This window comes from Hymenobacter sp. DG25A (assembly GCF_001280305.1).
Taxonomy (GTDB): Bacteria; Bacteroidota; Bacteroidia; order Cytophagales; family Hymenobacteraceae; genus Hymenobacter.
In genome coordinates this window covers 352,640-374,979 of the sequence record NZ_CP012623.1, presented here as the reverse complement: position 1 = coordinate 374,979, position 22,340 = coordinate 352,640, and the positions used below count along the sequence as shown (strand labels likewise).

Annotated in this window: 20 protein-coding genes; 9 read left to right on the top strand and 11 right to left on the bottom strand. The window is 58.1% G+C overall.

What is annotated here, in order from left to right:
• The first annotated feature begins 37 nt into the window (after window positions 1–37).
• The 5 genes from AM218_RS01640 to AM218_RS01620 all read left to right on the top strand — a co-directional run bounded on the left by AM218_RS01640 (window position 38) and on the right by AM218_RS01620 (window position 6,582).
• A complete protein-coding gene (locus AM218_RS01640) occupies window positions 38–694 on the top strand; it encodes a LutC/YkgG family protein (RefSeq protein WP_054411243.1) in 657 nt (218 codons plus the stop codon).
• Window positions 669–1,454 (top strand): UDP-2,3-diacylglucosamine diphosphatase, encoded by a 786-nt coding sequence (locus AM218_RS01635; RefSeq protein ID WP_054411241.1) that lies wholly within the window; start codon window positions 669–671, stop codon window positions 1,452–1,454. The genes AM218_RS01640 and AM218_RS01635 overlap by 26 nt, the downstream gene beginning before the upstream one ends.
• Window positions 1,411–2,364: a hypothetical protein gene (locus tag AM218_RS01630; RefSeq protein ID WP_197273999.1), complete on the top strand. Its 954-nt coding sequence runs from the start codon at window positions 1,411–1,413 to the stop codon at window positions 2,362–2,364. The genes AM218_RS01635 and AM218_RS01630 overlap by 44 nt, the downstream gene beginning before the upstream one ends.
• Window positions 2,365–2,581: 217 nt before the next feature.
• Window positions 2,582–3,742 (top strand): zinc-dependent alcohol dehydrogenase, encoded by a 1,161-nt coding sequence (locus AM218_RS01625; protein ID WP_054411236.1) that lies wholly within the window; start codon window positions 2,582–2,584, stop codon window positions 3,740–3,742.
• Between the two features lie 191 nt (window positions 3,743–3,933).
• Window positions 3,934–6,582, top strand: a complete 2,649-nt coding sequence (locus tag AM218_RS01620) for a S8 family serine peptidase (protein ID WP_082318011.1) — start codon at window positions 3,934–3,936, stop codon at window positions 6,580–6,582.
• 70 nt (window positions 6,583–6,652) lie between these two features.
• Here the strand turns inward: AM218_RS01620 and AM218_RS01615 are convergent, their stop codons facing one another.
• Both AM218_RS01615 and AM218_RS01610 read right to left on the bottom strand, forming a co-directional pair.
• A complete protein-coding gene (locus AM218_RS01615; RefSeq protein WP_054411231.1) occupies window positions 6,653–7,450 on the bottom strand; it encodes a M57 family metalloprotease in 798 nt (265 codons plus the stop codon).
• A gap of 225 nt (window positions 7,451–7,675) precedes the next feature.
• Window positions 7,676–8,482, bottom strand: coding sequence for a M57 family metalloprotease (locus tag AM218_RS01610; RefSeq protein WP_054411229.1), 807 nt, complete (start codon window positions 8,480–8,482; stop codon window positions 7,676–7,678).
• A gap of 310 nt (window positions 8,483–8,792) precedes the next feature.
• Between AM218_RS01610 and AM218_RS01605 the strand changes: the two genes are divergently transcribed.
• Window positions 8,793–10,313, top strand: a complete 1,521-nt coding sequence (locus tag AM218_RS01605; RefSeq protein ID WP_197273998.1) for a PSP1 domain-containing protein — start codon at window positions 8,793–8,795, stop codon at window positions 10,311–10,313.
• Entirely contained in the window at window positions 10,310–10,813 is a 504-nt protein-coding gene (locus AM218_RS01600) for a gliding motility lipoprotein GldH (protein WP_054411227.1), read from the top strand. The genes AM218_RS01605 and AM218_RS01600 overlap by 4 nt, the downstream gene beginning before the upstream one ends.
• A gap of 147 nt (window positions 10,814–10,960) precedes the next feature.
• On the opposite strand, the gene AM218_RS01595 is transcribed toward AM218_RS01600, so the two are convergent.
• Window positions 10,961–11,152 carry a cold-shock protein gene (locus tag AM218_RS01595; protein ID WP_044515154.1) on the bottom strand — a complete coding sequence of 64 codons (192 nt, stop codon included), beginning with the start codon at window positions 11,150–11,152 and terminating at the stop codon, window positions 10,961–10,963.
• Window positions 11,153–11,402: 250 nt separating this feature from the next.
• Here AM218_RS01595 and AM218_RS01590 point away from each other — a divergent pair, with 250 nt between their 5' ends.
• Entirely contained in the window at window positions 11,403–12,920 is a 1,518-nt protein-coding gene (locus tag AM218_RS01590) for a hypothetical protein (protein WP_157547467.1), read from the top strand.
• A gap of 73 nt (window positions 12,921–12,993) precedes the next feature.
• On the opposite strand, the gene AM218_RS01585 is transcribed toward AM218_RS01590, so the two are convergent.
• The 5 genes from AM218_RS01585 to AM218_RS01565 form a co-directional block, all read right to left on the bottom strand.
• The gene (locus AM218_RS01585; protein WP_054411223.1) at window positions 12,994–13,881 is read right to left on the bottom strand and encodes an SDR family oxidoreductase; all 888 of its coding nucleotides are present in this window, start codon (window positions 13,879–13,881) and stop codon (window positions 12,994–12,996) included.
• Window positions 13,882–13,970: 89 nt separating this feature from the next.
• Entirely contained in the window at window positions 13,971–14,858 is an 888-nt protein-coding gene (locus tag AM218_RS01580; RefSeq protein WP_054411222.1) for a hypothetical protein, read from the bottom strand.
• A gap of 263 nt (window positions 14,859–15,121) precedes the next feature.
• A complete protein-coding gene (locus AM218_RS01575) occupies window positions 15,122–16,126 on the bottom strand; it encodes a ComEA family DNA-binding protein (RefSeq protein ID WP_157547466.1) in 1,005 nt (334 codons plus the stop codon).
• Window positions 16,127–16,272: 146 nt separating this feature from the next.
• Window positions 16,273–17,172 (bottom strand): SDR family oxidoreductase, encoded by a 900-nt coding sequence (locus AM218_RS01570; RefSeq protein WP_054411217.1) that lies wholly within the window; start codon window positions 17,170–17,172, stop codon window positions 16,273–16,275.
• Window positions 17,173–17,192: 20 nt separating this feature from the next.
• Complete coding sequence (locus AM218_RS01565; protein WP_054411215.1) at window positions 17,193–17,837, bottom strand: peptidylprolyl isomerase; 645 nt, start codon at window positions 17,835–17,837, stop codon at window positions 17,193–17,195.
• Window positions 17,838–18,074: 237 nt separating this feature from the next.
• Here AM218_RS01565 and AM218_RS01560 point away from each other — a divergent pair, with 237 nt between their 5' ends.
• Window positions 18,075–18,707, top strand: a complete 633-nt coding sequence (locus AM218_RS01560; RefSeq protein WP_054411213.1) for a DUF2238 domain-containing protein — start codon at window positions 18,075–18,077, stop codon at window positions 18,705–18,707.
• 37 nt (window positions 18,708–18,744) lie between these two features.
• Here the strand turns inward: AM218_RS01560 and hemC are convergent, their stop codons facing one another.
• From hemC to AM218_RS01545, 3 genes are all read right to left on the bottom strand, one after another.
• Window positions 18,745–19,677, bottom strand: coding sequence for a hydroxymethylbilane synthase (hemC, locus tag AM218_RS01555; protein WP_054411211.1), 933 nt, complete (start codon window positions 19,675–19,677; stop codon window positions 18,745–18,747).
• Between the two features lie 222 nt (window positions 19,678–19,899).
• Window positions 19,900–21,030, bottom strand: a complete 1,131-nt coding sequence (locus tag AM218_RS01550; RefSeq protein ID WP_054411209.1) for a DNA polymerase III subunit — start codon at window positions 21,028–21,030, stop codon at window positions 19,900–19,902.
• Window positions 21,031–21,078: 48 nt separating this feature from the next.
• Complete coding sequence (locus AM218_RS01545; RefSeq protein WP_054411207.1) at window positions 21,079–22,323, bottom strand: GlmU family protein; 1,245 nt, start codon at window positions 22,321–22,323, stop codon at window positions 21,079–21,081.
• Window positions 22,324–22,340 lie beyond the last annotated feature (17 nt).

The window sequence follows — 22,340 nt, the reverse complement described above, 5'->3', positions numbered from 1 at the left end:
GAGGTGGTGCATGGCCCTACTCTGTTACCTTTGCGCTATGTCTCAGACCTCCCGCGACATTATGCTGCGCCGTATTCGCGAGTCATTGGCCAAGCCGGCTCCCCTGCCGGCCGCGCCTGACTTCACGGCGCCCCTGCACCCCACTACCAACGAAGACCTGGCTGTGGCTTTTGCCCAAAGCTTCCGGCGGGTGGGCGGCGCGTTTTATTACTGCGAGTCCGTGGAGCATTTCTACGACCAGCTCTTCCTCTATAAAAAGGAGAAGGGCCTGGAGAATTTGTACGTGTGGGAGCCGGAGCTGAAAAAGCTGCTCCACGCCGGTGGCCTGGTGTTTAACGGAGACGAAGCCGACTTCCTGCAGAAAGCCGATGCCGCCCTCACTACCTGCGAAGCCTTGGTGGCCCGCACCGGCAGCGTGCTGGTGAGCGGCGCTACCAGCAGCGGCCGGCGCCTGAGCATTTACCCCGAGCAGCACCTGGTTTTTGCCCGCACATCGCAGGTAGTAACTGATATTGGCGATGCCCTGCAGGGGATGCGCGCCCGCTACGGCGCCGACAAGCTGCCTTCTATGTTTTCCCTGACCACCGGCCCCAGCCGCACGGCCGATATTGAAAAAACCTTGGTTCTCGGGGCGCACGGCCCCCGCGCCATTGCCCTGTTTTTACTGGATGACGCCCCCGAACCGACTGCCTGACCTGGCGCTGCCGCCCGGCCGCAAGGTGTACTTTGCTTCCGATTTTCACCTGGGTGCCCCCGATGCCGCCCGCTCCCTGGAGCGGGAACGGCGCATTGTGCGCTGGCTGGATATGGCCGCCCAGGACGCCGCCGCCATTTACCTGCTGGGCGACATTTTCGACTTCTGGTTTGAGTATAAGCACGCCATACCGCGCGGCTTTATCCGGCTGCAGGGCAAGCTGGCCGAGCTGACGGACGCCGGCCTGCCCGTTACGTTCTTCACCGGCAACCACGATATGTGGATGTTTGACTACTTCACCAAGGAGCTGAACATTCCCATTCTTCGCCACCCCGTCAGCCAGCGTATTGGCGGGCAGGAGTTTCACATCGGGCATGGGGATGGCCTGGGGCCGAAGGACCACACTTACAAAATGCTGAAGCGGGTATTTTCCTCGCCGGTAGCCCAGTGGCTGTTTGCGCGCCTGCACCCCAACCTGGGTATTGGGATGGCCAACCGCTGGAGCCGCCACAGCCGCGTGCAAAACGCGGAAGCCGATGAGAAGTATTTCGGCGACGAAGAGTGGCTGCTGGTGTACTGCCGGGAGCTGGAGCAGCGCTACCACCACGATTATTACGTATTTGGCCACCGGCACTTGCCCTTGGATGTGCCCGTTACGCCCCAGAGCCGCTACGTGAACCTGGGCGAATGGGTCAATTATTGCTCCTACGCGGTATATGATGGCAATGAACTGGCGCTGCAGCATTTTGAGCAGGCATAGCATCCGGCGCACGGCGGGCAAAACCTCCTGGCTGCTGTTGTTTTCATGCTTGCTTCTGAATGCCGGCTATGCCCAAACCGGCGTACCGGCCGCGGCTTCCGTTTCGCCACCCTCCAAAACGGCGCCAGTAGTCAGTAAACCCCTTCCAACCACTCCCGATAGTCTGGGCTGGACGCTGGTGCGCACCATTCCGCTGGCCGCCCCCGCCCATGCTTCCCTGGACCGGCGCGGCACGCTCTACGTGGCCGATGGCCAGAACAACATTCATCAGTACTCGGCTGATGGGCAGCCGCTCAATACCTACTCCCCTGCCCTACCCGGCCACATTGCGCAGCTGGAAGCCTGGAACCTAACCAAGATTCTGGCTTTCTACGACGACCAGCAGCAGATACTCCTCCTCGACCGTTTCCTGGCCCCCATCACCCAGGTACGCCTCACCGATTACATCGATGGCCAGATCCGCACCGCCACGCTGGCCCCCGACAATAAAATCTGGCTGCTGAATGAGAGTGACCTTACCCTGCGGCAGTTTGACCCCACGCCGCAGCGACTGGTAGCTGCTACCCCGCTGGACGTGCTGCTGGGCCGCACCAAACCCGATTTCCGGTTTATGCGTCACTATCAGAACAACCTCTATCTGATAGATTACAGCAGCGGCATCTACGTGTTCGACAACCTGGGCACATACCGCAAAAAGCTGCCCTTTCCCGGCCTCAGCTACGTTGGATTCCGCGGCGACGAGCTGTACTATGTAGCCAACGGGGCACTGCATTTCTTCCAGCTTTACACCTTAGCCGAGCGAATAATACCCCTGCCCGCCGCCGTGGCCAGATCCACCACGCAAGTACTGTTCGGGGAGCAATATATTTACCTGCTGCTGCCCAACAGTGTGCAGGTGTATCGACTGTAGGGTAGGTTTCTCTTCCCGCATCACATCAGCAAAAGGCATGGACAAAATTTTGTCCATGCCTTTTTAATTTACTCTTTATCAAATACTTACATACTATTATCGCCTTCAAGTCCGCAAACCATCTCAACTATAGCCCGTTATTCAATAACTGCCTCTGAAAATACCTGCTCAGCTCGGGTAAGCGGTTGTCCTATTTCTCTACCTAATCACTATTCGTATGAAAGCACTCGTGTTCCATGGGATGAAAGACGTCCGCGTCGATAACGTGCCCGACCCCCAGATCGAAGAATCACGCGACGCCATCATCCGCGTAACCAGTACCGCCATCTGCGGCTCTGACCTGCACCTGTATAACGGCGGGCTCCCGCAGCCCGTGCCCATGGTGCTGGGACACGAGTTTATGGGCATAGTAGAGGAAGTAGGCAAAGGCGTTACCAACCTCAAGCGCGGCGACCGGGTGGTAGTGCCCTTTCCCGTAGCCTGTGGCACCTGCTTTTTCTGCAACCATCAGCTGCCCGGCCACTGCGAAAACTCCAACCCCGAGCATTATGGCCCGGAAGGCGGCGTGCTCACCCAGAAAGGGGGCGGCATGTTTGGCTACACCGATTTGTACGGCGGCTACAACGGCGGCCAGGCCGAGTATGTGCGGGTACCTTATGCTGATTTTGGCCCCCGCATTATTCCGGATTCCCTCACCGATGAGCAAGCCCTGTTCCTGACCGATATTTTCCCCACCGGCTATTCCGGCATTGATTGGGGCGAGGTGAAAGGCGGCGAGTTTGTGGCCATCTTCGGCTCGGGCCCGGTGGGTATTATGGCTGCTAAATCGGCGTGGCTGCGGGGCGCCGCCCGGGTGGTGATTGTGGATACGCAGAAGTACCGCCTGGACAAATCCCGGCAAACTGCCAACTGCGAAACCATTCTGTGGGAGTCGCAGAAACAGGTGCTTGAAGAAATTCGCAACATGAGCGAAGGCCGCGGCGCCGATGTGTGCGTGGAGGCCGTGGGCTTTGAGCCCGACCGGGACCTGCTGGACCGCGCCAAGGCCGTCGTCAACTTTGAGAAAGGCTCAATTAAAGTGCTGGAAACCTGCATGAGCGCTGTGCACCGCGGCGGTATCGTCTCGGTGCTGGGTGTGTATCCTGCATACTATGATAATTTCCCCGTCGGCCAGTTCTTTGATAAAGGCATTGTGCTACGGGGCGGGCAGGCACCCGTGCACAAGCACATCGATAAGCTGCTGCAGTATGTGGTAGATGGCCGTGTGAAGCTGGATGACATCATCACCCACCGCCTGCCCTTGACCCAGGCGGCCCACGGCTACGACATCTTCCGCAATAAAAAAGACAACTGCGTGAAAGTGGTGCTCAAACCCTAATCCCACTTTTGCCTCGTTTACTTCCTCAGGAAAGACCTGCCGGCTCCGGCAGGCCTTTCTTTTTGCTTGTATGGCAAGCTGTTCTCCAGTTCCAACCGGCCCGGCCGCACAAACGCCACATTTGGCTACATTTGAGATTCGTGCTCTGGTCTGAATGTCTGCTGTTTTTTGCCCGTTAACGTTCCCTTTTCATGCGTCCATCTTTCCTCCGCTCCGCAGTATCCTGTTGGTTTTTGATGCTGCTCTGGAGTGGAACAAGTCGGGCGCAAAGCACGGCGGCTAGTCCGCCGCAAAAGCTGCAGGCCCGGCAGAAACTGGCACCCGCCCTGCGCACGCCTGCCTCTGCCTACTACCAGGAGTGGCGCGTAAGCGTGCGGGAGCCGCAGCAATTCCGCAGCTGGCTCCGGCAGCATTTGCCCCAGGCCCGCCTTCTGCCTTTAGGAACCACCGGGCGCCTGTTTCAAATTTCAAATCTGAAGACTGATCAGCTAACCGAGCTGGCTGCCAGCCCATGGGTGGAATTTGTGGATGTATCCAACCGGCGCGCCCGCGAGGAGCGCCTCATCCCCTCTTCCGATCTGACCTTGAATACCCTGGCCGCCGTTTGGCATCAGTTTCCGGAGCTGACGGGCGCCGGCCTCACGGCTTCCATCAAGGAAGAGGCTTTTGATACCACCGACCTCGACCTGCGGGGAAGGTCCCTGCCGTTTTCGCTGACCGGGCGCTTTGTCTCGCGCCATGCTACGGATATGGCCACCCTGATAGCCGGCGCCGGCAATACCGGCCCCCAGGGGCGCGGCGCGGCGCGGGCCGCCCGGCTTACTTCTTCTGATTTCGCCAATCTGCTCCCCGATGACCTCTCCGGCCTGCAGTCGGATAAAGTATCGGTGCAAAACCATTCCTACGGCGTGGGCGTGGAGAATTATTACGGGGTAGAGGCCAAAGCCTATGATGAGCAAACGGTGCAGGAGCCTACGCTACTACACGTTTTCTCCTCCGGCAACAGCGGCGAGCAAGCCCCAACGGATGGCCCCTATGTCGGGCTGGCCGGCGTAGCCAACCTCACCGGCCAGTTCAAGCAATCCAAGAACACCCTGAGCGTGGGGGCCACCAACGGCATCAGTGAGCTGACGCCGCGCAGCTCCCGCGGCCCCGCCTACGATGGCCGCCTGAAGCCGGAGCTGGTGGCCTATGGCGCCGGGGGCACTTCCGATGCCGCCGCCCTGGTATCGGGGGCGGCGCTGCTGGTGCAGCAGGCCTACCGCGAGACATATGCGGGGGAGCTGCCTGCGTCGGCGCTGGTAAAGGCTGTGCTTTTGAATGCTGCTGATGATGTAGATGCCGCCGGGCCCGATTTCCGGACCGGCTACGGCCAACTGGATGCCTTAGGCGCCGTGCAAACGGTGCAGCAGAAACGCCTGTTTAGCGGCACGGCCAGCCAGGCAGCTACCAGCACCTACACCCTGAGCGTACCAACCGGCACGGCCCAGCTTAAATGCACGCTGGCTTGGCTGGATCCGGCCGCGGCGGCCAACGCCCCCCAGGCCCTTCTCAACGACCTGGACCTGGAGCTGCAGGAAATCACCACGGGCCGCAAATGGAAGCCCTGGGTGCTCAGCTCCGCCCCCCGCCTCGATTCCCTCACCAAAGCCGCCCGCCGCGCCTCCGACCACCTGAATAACGCCGAGCAGATTACCCTCTCAGCCCCCCCTCCCGGGCAGTACCAAGTGCTGGTGCGTGGGTACGCCGTAACGGCCGGCCCTCAGCCATTTTATGTGGCCTATGAACTGGCCCCGGCGTTTCAGTGGACCTGGCCGGTGCAGGGCAGCCAGGTAGAAGCCGGGCAGCCCGCCTACGTTCGGTGGCAATGGCTGGGCGCCGCCACCCCAGCCACGCTGCAATACCGCTTCGAAGGCGCTACCACTTGGAATACCGTGGCTACCGACATCAACCTGCAGCAGCGCAGCTACGCCTGGACCCCACCCGATACCGCCGCGCAGGTTTATCTGCAGCTCCAGGCTGGCAGCCTCACCCTGCCAACCGAGCAGTTTTTGATAAGCCCGGAGGTGAAGGCCCGCACCGTATACTATTGCGCCCCGGATGCGCTGCTGGCCTGGCCCGCGCTGCCGGGCGTAACCGACTACCAGCTCTATACCCTGCAGGGCGCTTACCTCCAGCCGTTGCGCGTTATTTCCGATACGACGCTAATGGTTTCTGATGCTGACAGCCCCAGCCCTTACTATGCCGTGGCGCCCCTGGTACAGGGAAAACCGGGCCTGCACAGCCAGTTGCTTAACTATCAGCAAGGCACCAGCTGCTATTTCATATCGTTTCTGCCCAGCCAGCTGGTAACCTCGCAGCCCATCGATTTTGAAGTGTTGCTGGCCAGCACCTACCAGCTGGTATCGGCTACGCTGGAGCGGCAGGATGCCTCCGGGCGCTATGTTGCCCTGCAAACCATTTCGCCGGTTACCCAGACCCAGCTGCACTTCACTGATGCCTCCCCCACCCCGGGCAGCAGCCTGTACCGGGTGCGGCTGATTACCAGCACCGGCCAGACCATTGACAGCCGCCCCGAACGGGTGTTCTCGCTTGCCACTGATGACCTGGCCGTATTCCCTAACCCGGTGCAAGCGGGCCAGGTACTGCAGATAGCTACCGCCGATGCGGCTGCCCTGCAGTGGTGGCTTTATGATGGTATTGGCAAGCTCCAACAGGAAAACACAGCGGATGGAGTCATTAACGAGCTTACTACCTACAATCTGAAACCCGGCCATTATGTACTGCGCGTACGAGCCGAAAACGGCCGGCAGTGGACGCGGCATGTAACCATCTATTAACGGCAAAACTGCCCCGGCCATCATGACCGGAGCGGTTTTGCCGTTAGATAAACTAGATCTGACTGGCGGTTTAGTACAGATAACCAAGCGCCGTTTTATCGTTTTTGTTGAAGGGCCGGTTCTGGCCGCTGCCAATACAGGCCAGCATCCAGGAGTCACGGTCAGGGCCGCTAGGCGTGCCCGGAATTAGGATAGCGCCCACCGAACTGGCACCTTCATTGGAATAGGCGCCGCCGCAGCTGTAGCTGCGGTCCATGAAGTCGGTGTGGCGGAAGCCGATGCAGTGGCCCATTTCGTGCGCCAGAATGGTGCCCAGGTAGTTGGTACCGGGGTTAGCGCCCAGGTAATTGGAGTTCACTTTTACCTGGCTGTAGGGCTGGCCCGTGGAGGTAGGAAATCCCGCCGATGCCAGATAGCTGCCGTTACCTCGCACAATGGAAATATTAGCGCCCGATGCCACCCGGGAGAATTTGAGCGTCATGTTCTCCGCATTATACCGGCGGATGGCCTCATCCAGCGCCGCGCCGTACGAGGCGGGCAGCATGCTGGAAACGCTTACGGTGATGTTTCGCGGCGCGGTTACCAGGTTGGTAGTGCGGTATTGTTCTACGTCACCTATGCGTAGCAGCTTACCGTTGCTGTAAGCACCGGCCAAGTCGCGGTCCGTCAGGCGAATGTCGCCTTCCACAATGTAGGTATCCCCGTCGCGCTGCACGTTGTGGGTGCTAAAGCCCAGAGCCTGAATTTTGGCCAGTGCTTCGGGCGAAACCTGGTCTTTGGCGACTTCGGTTTTCTCAGAGCAGGAAGTAAGCAGAAGCGCAGCCAAAGCCAGCGCGCTGAGAGTGGAGGAAAAAGCAGTTGTTTTCATAAGTATGCGTGGGGTTTGGGGTGATGGAAATGATTGTTAATTCAATCTATTTATCATTATATTAAATAAAATCAAAATACAATTATCAATTCTTATAAAACAACTCATCGGGTTTCGTCCCGCTGCTTTCAGAGAAACTGCCTTAAGTACAGGCACAAAAAAATACCCTGACCAAATGGGCCAGGGTATTTTCAACTAACTCTGCTTACGCAGCCAAACGGCAGTTTAGTAGAGGTAGTTAAGAGCAGTTACGTCATTGGCATTGAAGTAACGGTTCTGGCCGCTGCCAATGCAGGCCAGCATCCAGGAGTTTGGATCAGCAGCTGAAGGCGTGCCGGGAATCAGGATAGCGCCCACGGTGCTGGCGCCTTCGTTCGAAACCGAGCCACCGCAGCTGTAGCTACGATCCATATAGTCCGTGTGGCGGAAACCGATGCAGTGACCTACTTCGTGAGCAATGATAGTAGCCGCGTAGTTGATTTGGGCCGTGGTGGATACCGTGCCGATAGCGCGGGTGTTTACCTTTACCGAGTTGTAAGGCTGACCATCGGCGGTTGGGAAACCAGCCGAAGCCAGGTAGCTACCGCTAGCCGTGTTTAGCACGATGCTGCCACCGGAAGCTACGCGCGAGAAAGTCAGGCTCAGGCCCTGTGCGTTGTAGCGACGGGCTACTTCGTCAAGAACGGCACCATACGAAGCCGGCATTTTAGACGACAGAGAGAGAGTGATGGCGCGGGGAGCAGATACCAGGTTTGTGGTGCGATACTGCTCAGCTTCACCTACCCGCATCAGTTTACCGTTGCTATAAGCACCGGCCAAGTCGCGGTCTGTCAGGCGGATATCACCTTCTACCACATAAGCATCACCATCACGCTGGATGTTCTGGGTGCTGAAGCCCATGGACTGGATTTTGGCAATAGCCTCAGGCGAAACCTGATCTTTAGCCACTTCGGTTTTCTCGGAGCACGAAGCAAATACAACGGTAGCCAGCGCCAGAGCGCCTACTTTAGCGGAGAGGGAAGAAAACTTCATCAAAATGGATGGGGGTGAAGGTGAAAAATGTAAAAGAGTCCCAAAATGTATGATTTTAGTATAGTAGAACAAAATTAATCCCATTCATTTTTGCCATAATGACAAAATCTTGTTCATAATATTGTAAACTTGATATTCCTTAAACCAAGCACCCGGCTTCTCATGCTTGGTCGCCTGCCTCCGGAAAAACACGGACTAGAGGTTCTGCCTGCTGATTTCGGCAGGTAAGCCACCCTTTCCGAAATGCTTATCTTTGTTGAAACCGATTTCGTGCGGCTTCTAGCCGCCTCACTATATATATTCTCAAGCCGTGGCTTGTTCATCTTGTTCTTCCGGTGGGGGCTGCTCCACCACTGCTGCCGGCTGCGGCTCCAAAGGGAGTTGCAGCACCGGCGGTTGTAACCGCCTCAACGTATTCGACTGGCTGCAGGACCTGGACCTGCCTGCTGACTTTAAGGGTTTCGATATCGTAGAAATCCGCTTTAAAGGTGGCCGGAAAGAGTTCTTCCGCAATGCCGAGCATTTGCCCCTGGTTACCGGCGACGCCGTAGTGGTAGAAGCCGCCGGCAACGGCTGGCACCTGGGCCATGTCTCCTTAAAAGGGGAACTGGTGCGCCTGCAAATGCGCAAAAAGAAAGTACCGCTCGATTCTAAGGATATCCGCCCCATTCTGCGGGTAGCCACGCCGCAGGATGTGGAGCGCTGGGAAGCCGTGCGCGACCTGGAAACCGGCACTATGTTCCGGGCCCGTTCCGTGGTAGATGAACTGCGTCTGAAAATGAAGCTCTCCGACGTGGAGTACCAGGCGGACCGCTCGCGCGCTACCTTCTTCTATTCGGCCGAAGACCGGGTAGATTTCCGGGACCTGATTAAGCGCCTGGCCGAAGAGTTTCGGGTGCGGGTAGAAATGCGGCAGATTTCGCTGCGCCACGAGGCCGGCCGCCTGGGCGGTATTGGCTCCTGCGGGCGCGAGCTGTGCTGCTCTACCTGGCTCACGGAGTTTAAAAGCGTGAGCACCACCGCCGCCCGCTACCAGAACCTGAGCCTGAACCCGGCCAAGCTTTCCGGGCAGTGCGGCCGCCTTAAGTGCTGCCTCAATTATGAGCTGGATACTTACCTGCAGGCTCTGAAGGATATTCCGCAGGTGCAGCGGGCCCTGCAAACGGAAAAAGGCGAGGCCTTCCTGCAGAAGACAGACATCTTTAAAAAGAAGATGTGGTTTGCTTTCCGGGGCGATAATAACTGGGTGATGCTGCCCACCGAGCGGGTGCGCGAAATTCAGGACATGAACAAGCGCGGCGAAAAGCCGGAGTCGCTGCTGCCCCCGGTAACGGAGGAAGAGCGCCAGCCCGAAGTGTCGGCCATTGTGGAGGGTAACCTAGACCGCCTTGACGACAAGATAAAGGCCAACAAGCGCACCAAGCGCAAAAAGAAAAAGTCGGAAACTTCGCCAGACGTGGCCGCCTCTGCGGGCCGCCAGGAACGCTCCGAGCGTTCTGAGCGCCCGGAACGCCCCGAACGCCAGGCAAGGTCTGAGCGCCCGGAACGGGCAGAGCAGGCGCCGGAAGCTTCAGGCACCTCAGCGCCGGCTTCTTCCCGCAGTGATGGCCGCCCCCGGGGAGCCGCTGCTAAGCCCGCCAACCGTCGGCACCGCCCACCACGCCCCTCGGGCGAGGCTGGCGAGAGCCGCCAGGCCCGCCCCGAAGGCGGTACACCGCCCGCTGCCGGCGGTGCTGAAAACCGCACCGAGCGCCAGGGCCGTAATGGCCGGCGCGGCGGGGGCCGCCGTCAGGGCGGTGGTCAGGATGCTACAACGCCACCTGCTGTATGAACATAAAAACCTCTGCCCTGGTGGTGGCCGGCTTTCTGCTGCTAGGCCTCACCGCCTGCGACCCGAATCAGGTATTCGAAAAAAACATTGATCTGAAGGATACGACCGGCCAGCCCTATGTATGGGTGGTGCAGGAAAAGCCTACGTTTGAGTTCACCATCACCGACACCACGCAGCGGTATGATGTGTACTTCAACGTCCGCAATGCTTCCTCCTACGGCTATTATAATCTGTACATGAAGCACACGCTTACGGCGCCCAACGGGCAGGTACTGTCTACGCTGCTGCACCAGATGCTGCTGATGGACCCGAAAACCGGCGAGCCGCGTGGCAAAGGCGCCGGGGATATTTTCGACCATGAGTTTCTGGCGCTGCCGGCACAGCGGTTCCGTCAGGTCGGCACCTATAAGATTACACTGGAGCAGTACATGCGCCAGGATGCCCTGCCGGGCATTATGTCGGTGGGGGTGCGCGTAGCTAAAAAGGCTGCCACGGAGTAAGCGCTTTCCCGTTTTCCTGCCTGAGCTGTCGGCCAATAAAAAGCCCCTTTCCTTTTCAGGAGAGGGGCTTTTTATTGGACAAAAAAATTCCCGCTCCCTGAAAGACAGGGAACGGGAACAGGCAATAGGCGTAGCAGAAATCAGGAGCTAGATGCGCTCTACTTTCACGGCATTCAGGCCCTTCTTGCCATCAATGACATCAAAGGAAACCCGGTCGTTTTCCCGGATTTCATGCACCAGACCGGTCTGGTGAACAAAAATTTCCTGCGAATTCTCATCCTGAATGATGAATCCAAACCCTTTGGACTCATTAAAGAATTTGACTTTGCCCGTTTTCATAATGGCGTTGGTTGTAGGTAAATTAGGCGGTAAAGCTACTGTTTATTATGAGTTAAGTTCAAGTCTAGCGATAATAATACTGTTCAGCATGCCGTTATCGAAAGCAATATTATCTACAAACTCCTATATAGTCAAGCTTTTATCCCAAGAAGTTATACAGTTTTTAGGTGGGGATAGTTGAACTAGGGCTTTTCAGGAGCGTATAGGTAAAGTATTATAATTTCTTTTTCCCACCCTAAAAACTAGCTTTATGAACAACGACCCTAAAAATCAGAATAGCAGTTCTCCTTCCTCCGGTTCTCCCGCGAAAAGCAATACTGGTATTGGTGGTACTGGCATGAGCAGTGGTATGAGTGTGGGTACTTCTCCCGGAAATAATACTTCCATTGGCTCTTCCTCCTCTATGGGCACCGGCTCCACCCCCGGTAGTATGGGAAGCACCAGCGGCAGTATGCAATCTGGTAGCAATGCTAATAAAGCATCGGGCTCATCCGCTATGAGTGCTGGTGGTACTGATAAAACGAAGACCGGTAGCCAAGCAGGTAAATCAGCTACGGCTAAAACCACGGATACCAAGCGTAGTACCAGCAGTAGCAGCAAGCCCACGGGCTCGGCCAGCACTTCCAGTACTTCGCGTACCGGATCTTCCACTGCCAAAAAACCAACTTCTTCCTCTTCCCGCTCAAAAGGCTCGCAGGAAATGATGGGCAACCAGCAGGAGAATCAGAACATGGGCAACTACGGTGGTAACTTTGGCAACAGCATGGAAGGCAGCTACCAGGACCGTGACCGGAACGAGAATATGCAAAGTGGCGTTGGCCGGGGCGAGTTTGGCAGCCACGGCTACGGCAGCACGCAAGGGGGCTATGGCAACCAGTACCGTGAAAATGACCGCAACATCGGCGACAACCGTGGCGGCTATTACGGCAGCAACCAGCCTGCCGGCGGCTACAGCCAGCACTCCGGTTCCTATCAGGATTATGATGGCCGGGGCAACATGAACCAAGGCAACATGCAGGGTGGCTACGGCCAGCGCGACAGCTACGGGTACCAGGAACGCGGCTATCAGCAGGACTACAACCGCCAGGGCAGCTATGGCAACCGCATGCCAGAGGACCAGCAGCGCTGGGACGGGGGCAGCAGCAGTCACCTGAACGATAATGGCTCGCGCCAGGGCCGCGACCGGGGCTACAGCGAGGACTATGGCCGCTCTTCCATGAACAGTGGTATGAGCAGCAGTATGAACCGCGGCAGCAACTGGATGAGCGACCAGGACCGCAATAGCCAGGGCATGAACCATGGCTACGACCAGGGCCGCAGCAGCTTTGGCAACCAGTACCGCAATCAGAACGAGGAGTATCGTCCTTCCCAGGGCGGTGGTCACCGCATGAGTGAGTGGGACTCGCAGCAGCAGCACCAGAACCGGACTGAGTACGGCAGCCGTGACCGGAATGAGCGCAACTACCGCGGCTATTCTGACCGGCCCAGCGACCAGTACGAGTCCCGGAGCGGCTACAGCAACCCCAACTATGGCGGCAGCTCCCGCGAGGGCTTCGGCTCCCGGGGTGGCTCCTACAACGATGAATATTCCTCCGGTAACCGCGACATGCGCGGGGGCTCCCCTTCCCGCGGCGACTACGACAGCTACAGCCAGAGCCGCAACTACGGCCCGGAGCGCCGCGGGCAGTATCGCAGCCAGCACGAGGATGAAAGCGACTATGGCTCGGCCCCGCGCCGCAACCGTGGCCGCGATGAGGAAGACCGCTAAGCGGTAGTTACCGTTCAGCAAAAAAGGCTCTTTACAGGTTGTAAGGAGCCTTTTTGTTTGACTTCGATTTACATTATGCGGGGGAGAACTGCGGGTGGAAGTCCTGCGCAAACTGCTGAAACGTGTGTGGTGCGCGCCCCGTCAGGTCCTGAATGGTGTTAGTGATGGCAGCCGCGTAGCCGGCCTTGCCAATGCTATGCAGCTCCAGCATGGCGTCCGTCATCCACTCGGGCGTTTGGGCGCCCAGCATAGCCTGGCGGGCGGCTGCCTCCGGCACATCAACATACTGTACCGGCCGGCCCGTGGCCTGGCTAATGGCTTGTGCCACATCGGTAACGCTCAGGGCCTGTGGGCCGGTGAGGGTATAGGCTTTGCCGTAGTGTGGCTCCTCCTCCTCGGCTGTGAGTATGGAGGCGGCTACGGCCGCAATATCGCGCACATCTACATAGCTGATTTTTCCTTCACCCAGCGGCAGATAGATGCGGCCTTCCTGCCGGATGGAGTCGCCGTAATACACCAGGAAGTTTTGCATGAAGCTATTGGGGCGCAGCAGCGTGTACGCCAAGCCGCTCTGCTCAATATACTGCTCCGCGGCCCGGTGCCAGCGCCCCAGCAGAATGCCCGGCTCCTGCTCAGCCCCCAGCACCGATACGCGCAGAATGTAGCGCACGCCGGCCTCGCGGGCCGCATCTACCAGCTGTTTGGCTTCCTGCACCTGCTGCTCATCAAACGGGGTAATCAACACTACTTTATCCACGCCGGTAAGAGCCACAGCCAGGGTTTGCGGATTAGCAAAGTCCATCTCCACCAGCTGCACGGCGGGGTTAAGCTTTTTTAGCCGGTCGCCTTTGATAAGGGAGTGTACCCCGGCGCGTACGGTAACCCCGCAGTTAGACAGGGCCTTCACAACTTCGGAGCCCACGGTGCCGGTAGCCCCGGTAACCAGAATGGTGTGTGACATGATAAAGCTTTGCTAGTGATGAACAGAGGGGTTGGGTAACAGCTTAACAGCTGAGCAGGCAGTTGGAATGTGCCCGGCCAGAGACTGGGCTAAGGCATAGCCACATCGGTGCGGCGCTTGACGTGGTAGAGCCGGCCTTTCTCATTGCTGATGACAAAATCCTGGTTGTTGAGGTAAACCAGTCCTTCGGCCTGCCCGGTTTTTTCTACCGGCAGGCAATACTTCTTACCCTGAAAAAGCCGGCGGCCCGGCTGTCCCTCAAACAGGTACACGTTGCCATAGCCCAGCAGCGCTACCTGCCGGCCATCGGGGCTGATATCGGCGGCGGTAATCCAGCTGCTGATGCGGATGCTGTCGGCCAGCGTAGCCACGTAATTGCCGGGGCGGGCAGGCAGCACGTATTCCTTCACCCATTTCCCCTCGCCGCGGTTTTTGGTGAATAGGTAGAGGGAGTCGTTGTGGTAGAAAAAGGCCTCGCAGTCAAAGTTGCGGGCAGGCTTTTTCGGAGGAAACAGCTTTTGATCAGGATACCTAAAGGCAATGGTATCCACCTTCTTGAAGTCGGCAGTATTTAGGCGGTAAATGCGCAGGTCGCGGCGCTTGTTGCCGTTGTTGCCGAAATCACCAATAAATAAATAGCCGCGCTTGCGGTCTTGAGCCAGGTCTTCCCAGTCTATGTTGTTGGCATCGGGGATGCGCTGGCGCTGGAGCAGGTCGCCCTGGGCGGTTACTTTATAAAGGATGGAGGTATTGCCGCCGTCGCCGTGCGTCCATAAGTCGCCGTTGTCATTGACGAGGGCCAGGCCGGAGCTTTCCACTACATCATCCCGCTGCATCAGGCCGGCCTTTTTTACCTCATAGGCCGCCGTCACTTTCTCAAACTTGCCATGTCCGGTATCGGAGCTGCAGCCGCACACCAGCGCGTGCAGAAAAAAGGCAAGCGGAGCCAGTCGGTCGCGCAGATAAAAGAAGAGCATAAACGGGGTATTAGTCTCACCAAACAGGAGCCCGGCGTCGCGCCAGACTCTCCTCGCAAAACCATACGCAGTTAGCCGAATTTTGTCACGTTTTCTACCGGCAAAACCCCTAATCAGTTTTTACCCCGGTAGCCCTCTTGGCCGTCGGCATCATCCCACTTACCTCCTCCTGTGTGTTGATGCGCTGACTACCAACGCTTCACAGCAGCATATCGCAGTTTTAAAACCAACTCTGACCGGCTGGATAGTAGCGCTGGGTTTCCTCAAAAGCGCAGATAAGGGCGCAGCTTTTCCAGCGTAGCCGCATCCATAATCCGGATGGGCCGCAAATCATCGGGCTGATGAAAAGGGCCATGCTGCTCCCGATAGGAAATGAGCACGCGGCCCAGCCGCAGGCCCACGTAAGGGTGGTCGCGCAGCTCCGCTAAAGTTGCCTGGTTAATATTTAAAGAGGCTGGCATGTAGCCTTCTTTCACAAACGTGTACTTGCGCAGGCTGTCTACCAGGTCCGGGGCCAGGTTATATATCTCCCCTACCTGTTCTTCCCGAACAAAGCCGCCCAGCCGCTCGCGGTAGCCTACTACCCGCGCCGCCAGCCGCCGGCCCACTCCCCGGATTTGCTGGAGCTGGGTTGTATCTGCCGCGTTCAAATCGAAATGCGCCAGATGAAGGGGTTTGCGGGGGTAGCGGGCGGCCGTGGGCAAGCCGGCTATAGCACCGCCCGGCTGATCTTTCCACGCCGGATAATTGGCGTGAGCCGCCCAGGCAGTTTTAGTTCGGGGCGGTTCCTGGTCCGGGAGCTGGATATAGGGCGCCAGCCGCGCATACACTGCCGGCTCCAGCCCATAGGCTTTCTGAATCTGGGATTTGGCTTTAAAGCCGCCCACCGCATCCCGGTAGCGCACCAAACGCGTGGCCACGAAGCCCGGCACGCCGCGGGCTTCCCAGTCCGGCGCGGTGAGCGTGTTGGGGTTAAAGGGCGTCAGCTCCACTTGCGCTACTGTAGGGCGCGCGTACCGGGGCCGCTGGGGCCACGTTTTCCGGAATCGGGGCTGCCGGTTGGCAGTCAGCTCGGCGGCTACCCGGTCCAGTTCCTGCTTATCAGTGGTGGCATTGTACTCCGGCAGAGCGGGCTGCAGCAAATAGGGCAGCACCAGCCAGAAAACCATCAGCGCCAGCAGGAACAGAAAGCCATTAGTTTCACCACGTGAAAAGCCGAAATACCGACGGATAGCCCGCACCAGGGCTGCAGGGCGCTTAGTAGCCACAACACAACAATAATAACGTTAACAATAAATGACTGCCGGGCGGTGTGAACCCTCAGCAGCAATAGGGAAATAGCGCGGGAAATATAAAGAACGAAGGAGGTAAATCAAGGGTTTCCCACTGCCATTACCAGTTAACGAAAGGTAATTTAAGCCGTTTGTTGAGCCAGCAGTGCAATACCTTCCTCAAAGGTGTGCGGCCGGTAGCCCAGCTCCTGCCGGGCTTTGGTAATGATAAAGCCTGTGCGCAGCGGCCGGCGGGCCGGCTGGGAAAACATGCTGGCATCTACCTTTTGGATGAGCGACTTATCCAGCTGGAAATAGTCGGCTACGCGGAGGGCCATTTGGTAGGGCGTCAGGAGCTCGTCGCTGCTGATGTGGAAGATGCCGGTAGCATTATGCCTGGCGGCCAGCCAGCAGCCCTGCGCCAGATCTTCGGCCAGCGTGGGGGTGCGAAACTGGTCGTTGACTACCTGAATGGTTTTGCCGGCCCGGAGCGAGTCGCGCACCCAAAGCACGATGTTGGTGCGGCCGTAGTCGTGGGCGGTGCCATACACCAGCACCGTGCGCAGAATAGCCCACGGTCCGGGGCTGGCCTGCACCAGCTTTTCCGCCGCCAGCTTGCTTTCGCCATAAAAATTGACGGGCGCCGGCACTGCTTCTTCGGTCAGAGGGCCTTCTTCCCCGCTGAAAATAAAGTCGGTGCTCACGTGCAGCAAATGAATGCTCAGCTGCGCGCAGGCTGCTACCAAGTATTCTACCGCCGTTACGTTTTGCTGCCAGCAGGCTTCATGGTTCAGCTCGCACTCATCCACGTTGGTCATGGCGGCCGTGTGAATCAGATGTGTGGGATGCTCCTCGGTCAGGATCTGCTGCACCTGCTCCTGGCTGGTTACGTCCAGCGGCACAAACCGCACCTCAGGATAGAGCGAGGCCAGCTTATTGGCGCCGCGCGAGGTAGCTATGAGCTCAACCCCGGGCTGCTGCCGGAGCAGGGCTACTAGTTTCTGCCCCAGCAGGCCATTAGAGCCCGTAATAAGTATGCGCATACCGCTAGCTGTGCTCGTGTTTATTGGTACTGATAGCCGTAGAGCTCGGTAATTTTCTTCTTCTTGAGCTTCTCCACTTTCACCGTCATTTTGATGTCGGTCAGGGGCCGGTCACGCTCATCTTTGGGCTGCTGCGCAATTTTATCAATGACGTCGAGGCCGCTGATTACCTGGCCGTACACGGTGTAATTGCCATCGAGGTGGGGCGTGCCGTTGTGGTTCTGCACAATGTAGAACTGCGAGGCGCTGCTGGCTTTGGTGGGGTTGGCAAAGTCGCCCTGGCGGGCGGCGGCTACCGCGCCGTATTTGTGGTGCAGCTCGGGACGGATTTCGGCGGGAATGGTTTTCTCGCCGGCCGGGCCCATGCCGTCGTTGCTGGGGTCACTGTCCTTCGTGTTCGGGTCGCCGCCCTGAATCATGAATTGCGGAATGATGCGGTGGAAGGTAGTGCCATCGTAAAAGCCGCTTTTGGCCAGCTTGAGGAAATTGGCTTTGTGGCCGGGCGTCACGTCAAACAATAATAACCGGATGTCTCCCTGCGAGGTGCTGATGGTCACCAGCTCATCTTTTTTACTGGATTTAGGTCGCTTGGCCGCCTGCACGGCCGATACCATCATCAAAAGAAACAACCCTATCAGCAGGGCCCGGCGAGAAACAGTATTCATATATAAGTGAGTAAAAGAGGTACAATTGCCCAAAGCCTACGGGGCTGGCCATGATGCGGTTCCGGCCGCCGAATGCATCAAACGGCAAACACCAGCCCCGGGAAGTTGCCGCGCTACAACAAGTGGGAAGTAACCAGCGGCATCAACATGGAGTAAAGGGCTGAAATTCGGCGGCAAGATATCAGCTTTCCCTTCCGGACGCACCCCTATCCTGCCTATCTCTTCCACTTCTCTTTTATGGACCACGTCCTACCCGCCCCTACCGCAGTGCGCAACACTTCCTGGTTTCCGAAGCTGCTGCTGGCTATTTACCTGATTGAATTCACGCTGCTGGGCATAAACCCCGCTGAGCGCGGCACCTGGTGGGCCGAGAATCTGCCCATTTTTCTGATTGTGGTAGCGCTGGTGGTCCTATACCTGCGCGGCGTGCAGTTCTCTAATCTGGCGTATGCGCTGATGAGCGTGCTCCTCTTTATGCACACGGTAGGCGGGCACTACACCTTCGAAAAGGTGCCTTTCGATTGGTTTAACAACACCTTTGGTTTCAAGCGGAATATGTTTGATAGAGTCGCCCACGTCTCGGTCGGCTTCTTCGCCTACGCCCTCATTGAGTACACCGACCAGCGTAACCTCATCCGCAGCCGCGTTATCAGCTACCTGTTTCCGCTTTGCGTCATCGGCACCGTAGCCATGGCCTACGAGGTAATTGAGTGGATTTACGCTGTAGTAGCGGGCGGCAGCGCCGGCGCTGCCTTTCTGGGCAGCCAGGGCGACATCTGGGACGCGCAGAAAGACATGCTGGCCGATACCAGCGGAGCTATTGTGGCGCTGCTACTGTACGCGCTGCTGGGCAGAAACAAAAAAGGGTAAAGCCGCCTGGCCTTACCCCTTCCTTTCTTATTGACTTTTACTGCCGCTCCTGCCGGATAGCGGCCAGAATTTCCTGGCCGCCGCGACTCAGCACGCTTTCTGCCACGCGCACGCCTAGGTCTTCGGCGTGCTGGGCATTAGCGGTGGTCAGCTTTTCATCAATGTAATGCTCGCCATTGAGGCTGATAAGGCCGCCGTGCAGTTGCAGCACGCCCTCCAGCCCAAACGTAGCCAAAGCAAACGACGGAATGCTGCAGCCGCCTTCCATGGTGCGCAGGAAAGCGCGCTCGGCCAGCAGGCAAATGTGCGTGGCCTGGTGGTCGAGCGCGACTTTGAGCTGTGCTTTTAAATCAGCATCCAAGCTGCGGGCACACTCAATGGCTACGCTGCCCTGGCCGGTAGCCGGCACAAACTGGGTTTCGGGCAGCACGTGCCGAATCAGGCCATCGTACTCCATGCGGTGCACGCCGGCATAAGCCAGCACCAGAGCGTGGTATTGACCTTCTTCCAGCTTGCGCAACCGGGTTTGCAGGTTGCCGCGCGACTCTGCCGTAGTAGCGTTAGGATAAAAGCGCTGCAGCATGGCCTTGCGGCGCGTGCTGCTGGTGCCCAGAATCAGGTCGGGGCGGTGAATATCGAAAGTGGTATCAAAGCTCACCACTACGTCATTCACCCGCTCCCGGCGCATAAAGGCCAGCAACTCCAGGTCATCGGGGATGGAGCTTTGCACGTCTTTGGCGCTGTGCACGGCAATATCTACGTGGCCCGTGCGCAGGCCTTCCTCCAGCTCCTCGGTGAACACACCCTTCGCCCCAATCTTATCCAGGGAGCGGTCCAGCACTATGTCGCCTTTGGTGGTGATGATGACAATTTCGGTGGCGAGGCCGGCTTTCTGCAGCTCGTCGGCTACGTGGTTGGCCTGCCACAGCGCCAGCTTACTGCCACGGGTACCTATACGGATGGGCTTCATCAATTACTTACTAACAGGTGGGCAAACCAGCGGCGGCCGCAGTTGGGTGGGGAAGCAGCCGCTGTATTTTCTAATAATTATGCTTGCTATGAAAAACGGAATCCGATTTTCATTTTCTTGCGCCCGGCAAAGGTACAACACCACTATTCTTGGCCTTGGCTATAGCTATTTTAGCAGCTGCTATAGCTATTTACCAAGCTGTATTTTTGTGCCTCAGGAGCCTTAGGATGCGGTTTTCAGCAGCTCTCCTACCCGCAAAGAGGTATCCAGGAACACCATTTTGGGGTTGGCGTTGCGCTCAATGTGGTAGTGCGCATCATTCAGCTCGCGTGTGAGTAGGTCGGCGTTGCGGGGCGTTACAAAGCGGCTGAAGCCTTTCATGAACTGCTCTTCCTTGGCGGGCAGGTGGGGCACCAGCTTTGTGTCAATACCAAAGAGCAGCACCTTGCGCAGCACCACCAGGGCGTAGTGCAGAAACTCCTTCTGGTTCTCGCGGCCCAGCTTCTGGAACTCGTCGCTCTTGGTCAGCATGTCATTTACTTTGTAGCTGAAGCACATGCGCATCCAGGCCACAAAAAACTCGAAGTAGTCGTGGTCGGTGGCGGCTTCGCGCAGGGCCAGTGCCATACCGGGACGGCCTTCGGCCAGCTGGGCAATCTGCCGGGCTTTCACCTCGGGCACCTGGTGTACATCACGCAGCCAGGTCGTCAGCTCATCTTCTGACAGGGCACGTACTACCACGGGCTGCACGCGGCTGATGATGGTGGGCAGCAGCTGCTCCGGCGCGTGGCTGACCAGCAGGAATACCGTGGCGGGTGGCGGCTCTTCCAGCAGCTTGAGCACGGCATTGGCCGCGGCCGGGTGCATGAGCTCCGGCAGCCAGATAATCACAATTTTAAACTTAGCCTCGAAGGCTTTCAGCGACACCAGCTTGAGCAGCTGCAGGCTTTCTTCCTTGGAAATGCTGCCCTGCTTGTTTTCAGCCCCAATGTGCTGCATCCAGTCGTTGAGGCCCTGGTAGGGATTCTCCAGCACAAAGGCGCGCCAGTCGGCGGCAAACTTGCTGCTGACGGCATCCTTGGCCACCGTTTTGGTAGTGGTGACGGGCAGAATAAAGTTGAGGTCGGGGTGGATCAGCTTGTCGATTTTCTGACAGCTGGGGCACCGGCCGCAGGAATCTTCGGGCTGCTGGTTTTCGCAGTTCAGGTAGGTAGCGTAAGCCAGTGCCAAGGCCATTGCCGCCGAGCCTTCCGCCCCGCGAAACAGCTGGGCGTGCGCCACGTGCTGGCGCTGCACACTCTGCAGCAGCAGTTGCTTGACGCCTTGCTGACCAGGAATTTCGGAAAAACGCATGTTGATTTAGTTGCCCGTAATGAGTAGCCCGTTGTTGCTCGACTGTGCCTACAGTTCCACGTTGGTTTGCGGCTCGGCAGGTAGTACTGCCCGCTCCCATACCCGGTCTTTGGCCGTGGCAGCGTACACTTCCAACATAATACCCTGCTCAACGGCATCGTAGGGCAGCTGTCGGCGCGCCATTACGCGCTCAGCTACTTCCGCCACTTTGGGCAGCTTAAAGGTTTCGAAGCCAGCCGGCCCGCCCCAGCTGAAGCTGGGAATGAAGGTGCGCGGGAAGCCCGCCCCGAAGATGTTGGCCGCCACGCCCACCACCGTGCCGGTGTTGAACATGGTGTTGATGCCGCACTTGCTGTGGTCGCCCATCATCAGGCCGCAGAACTGCTGCCCGGTGTTCACGAAGCGGCCCACGGCATGGCTCCAGATTTTTACCGGGGCGTAGTTGTTCTTGAGGTTGGAGGTATTGGTATCGGCGCCCAGGTTGCACCACTCGCCAATCACGGAGTTGCCGAGGTAGCCGTCGTGGCCTTTGTTGGAGTAGCCCAGCAGGATGCTGTTGCCCACTTCGCCGCCCACTTTGCAGTGCGGGCCCACGGTATTGTCGCCGCGCATTTTGGCGCCGGGGTTGATGTGGGAGCCTTCGCAGAGCGCCATGGGGCCGCTGATGATGGCGCCTTCATGCACCTGCGAGTTTTTGCCCAGGTAAATGGGGCCATTTTCCGCGTTCAGAATGGCGGCTCTGATCTTCACACCTTCCTCAATAAAGATGTTTTCGGCGCCGTACACAATGGTATGCGCATCGCCCACGGGCTGCGACTCGCGGCCTTCGGTGAGTAGAGCGAAGTCGCGGCGGATTTCGCTGCCATTGCGCAGGAACAGGTGCCAGGGGTGGCGCAGCACCGTTACGGGCTCCAGCACATTCACCACGTTAGGAAAGCCCTTTTCGTAGAGCTCGGCCAGGGAAGTGCTGTTTTCCACGCAGGCGGCCACCAGCGTATCATCGCACATGAGGGCCTGCCCGGGCTGCAGGTTTTGCACCTGCTTTGCCAGCACATCATCGGGGCACACGGCGCCGTTAATGAGCAGGGCCTGGCCGTCGGTAACGGGTGCGGCGGGAAACTTTGCCTGCAGGTAGGCTTCGGTGAGGTAATAGATTTCTTCCAGCTTCAGGCGATGCTGCCACTTTTCAGCTACGGTGAGAATGCCGCAGCGCAGCGCCGCCACCGGGCGCGTGAAGGTGAAGGGCAGCAGGTGCGGCCGAATGGCAGGGTCGTCGAAGAAAAGAACAGTCATAATAGTAGCTGATAGCG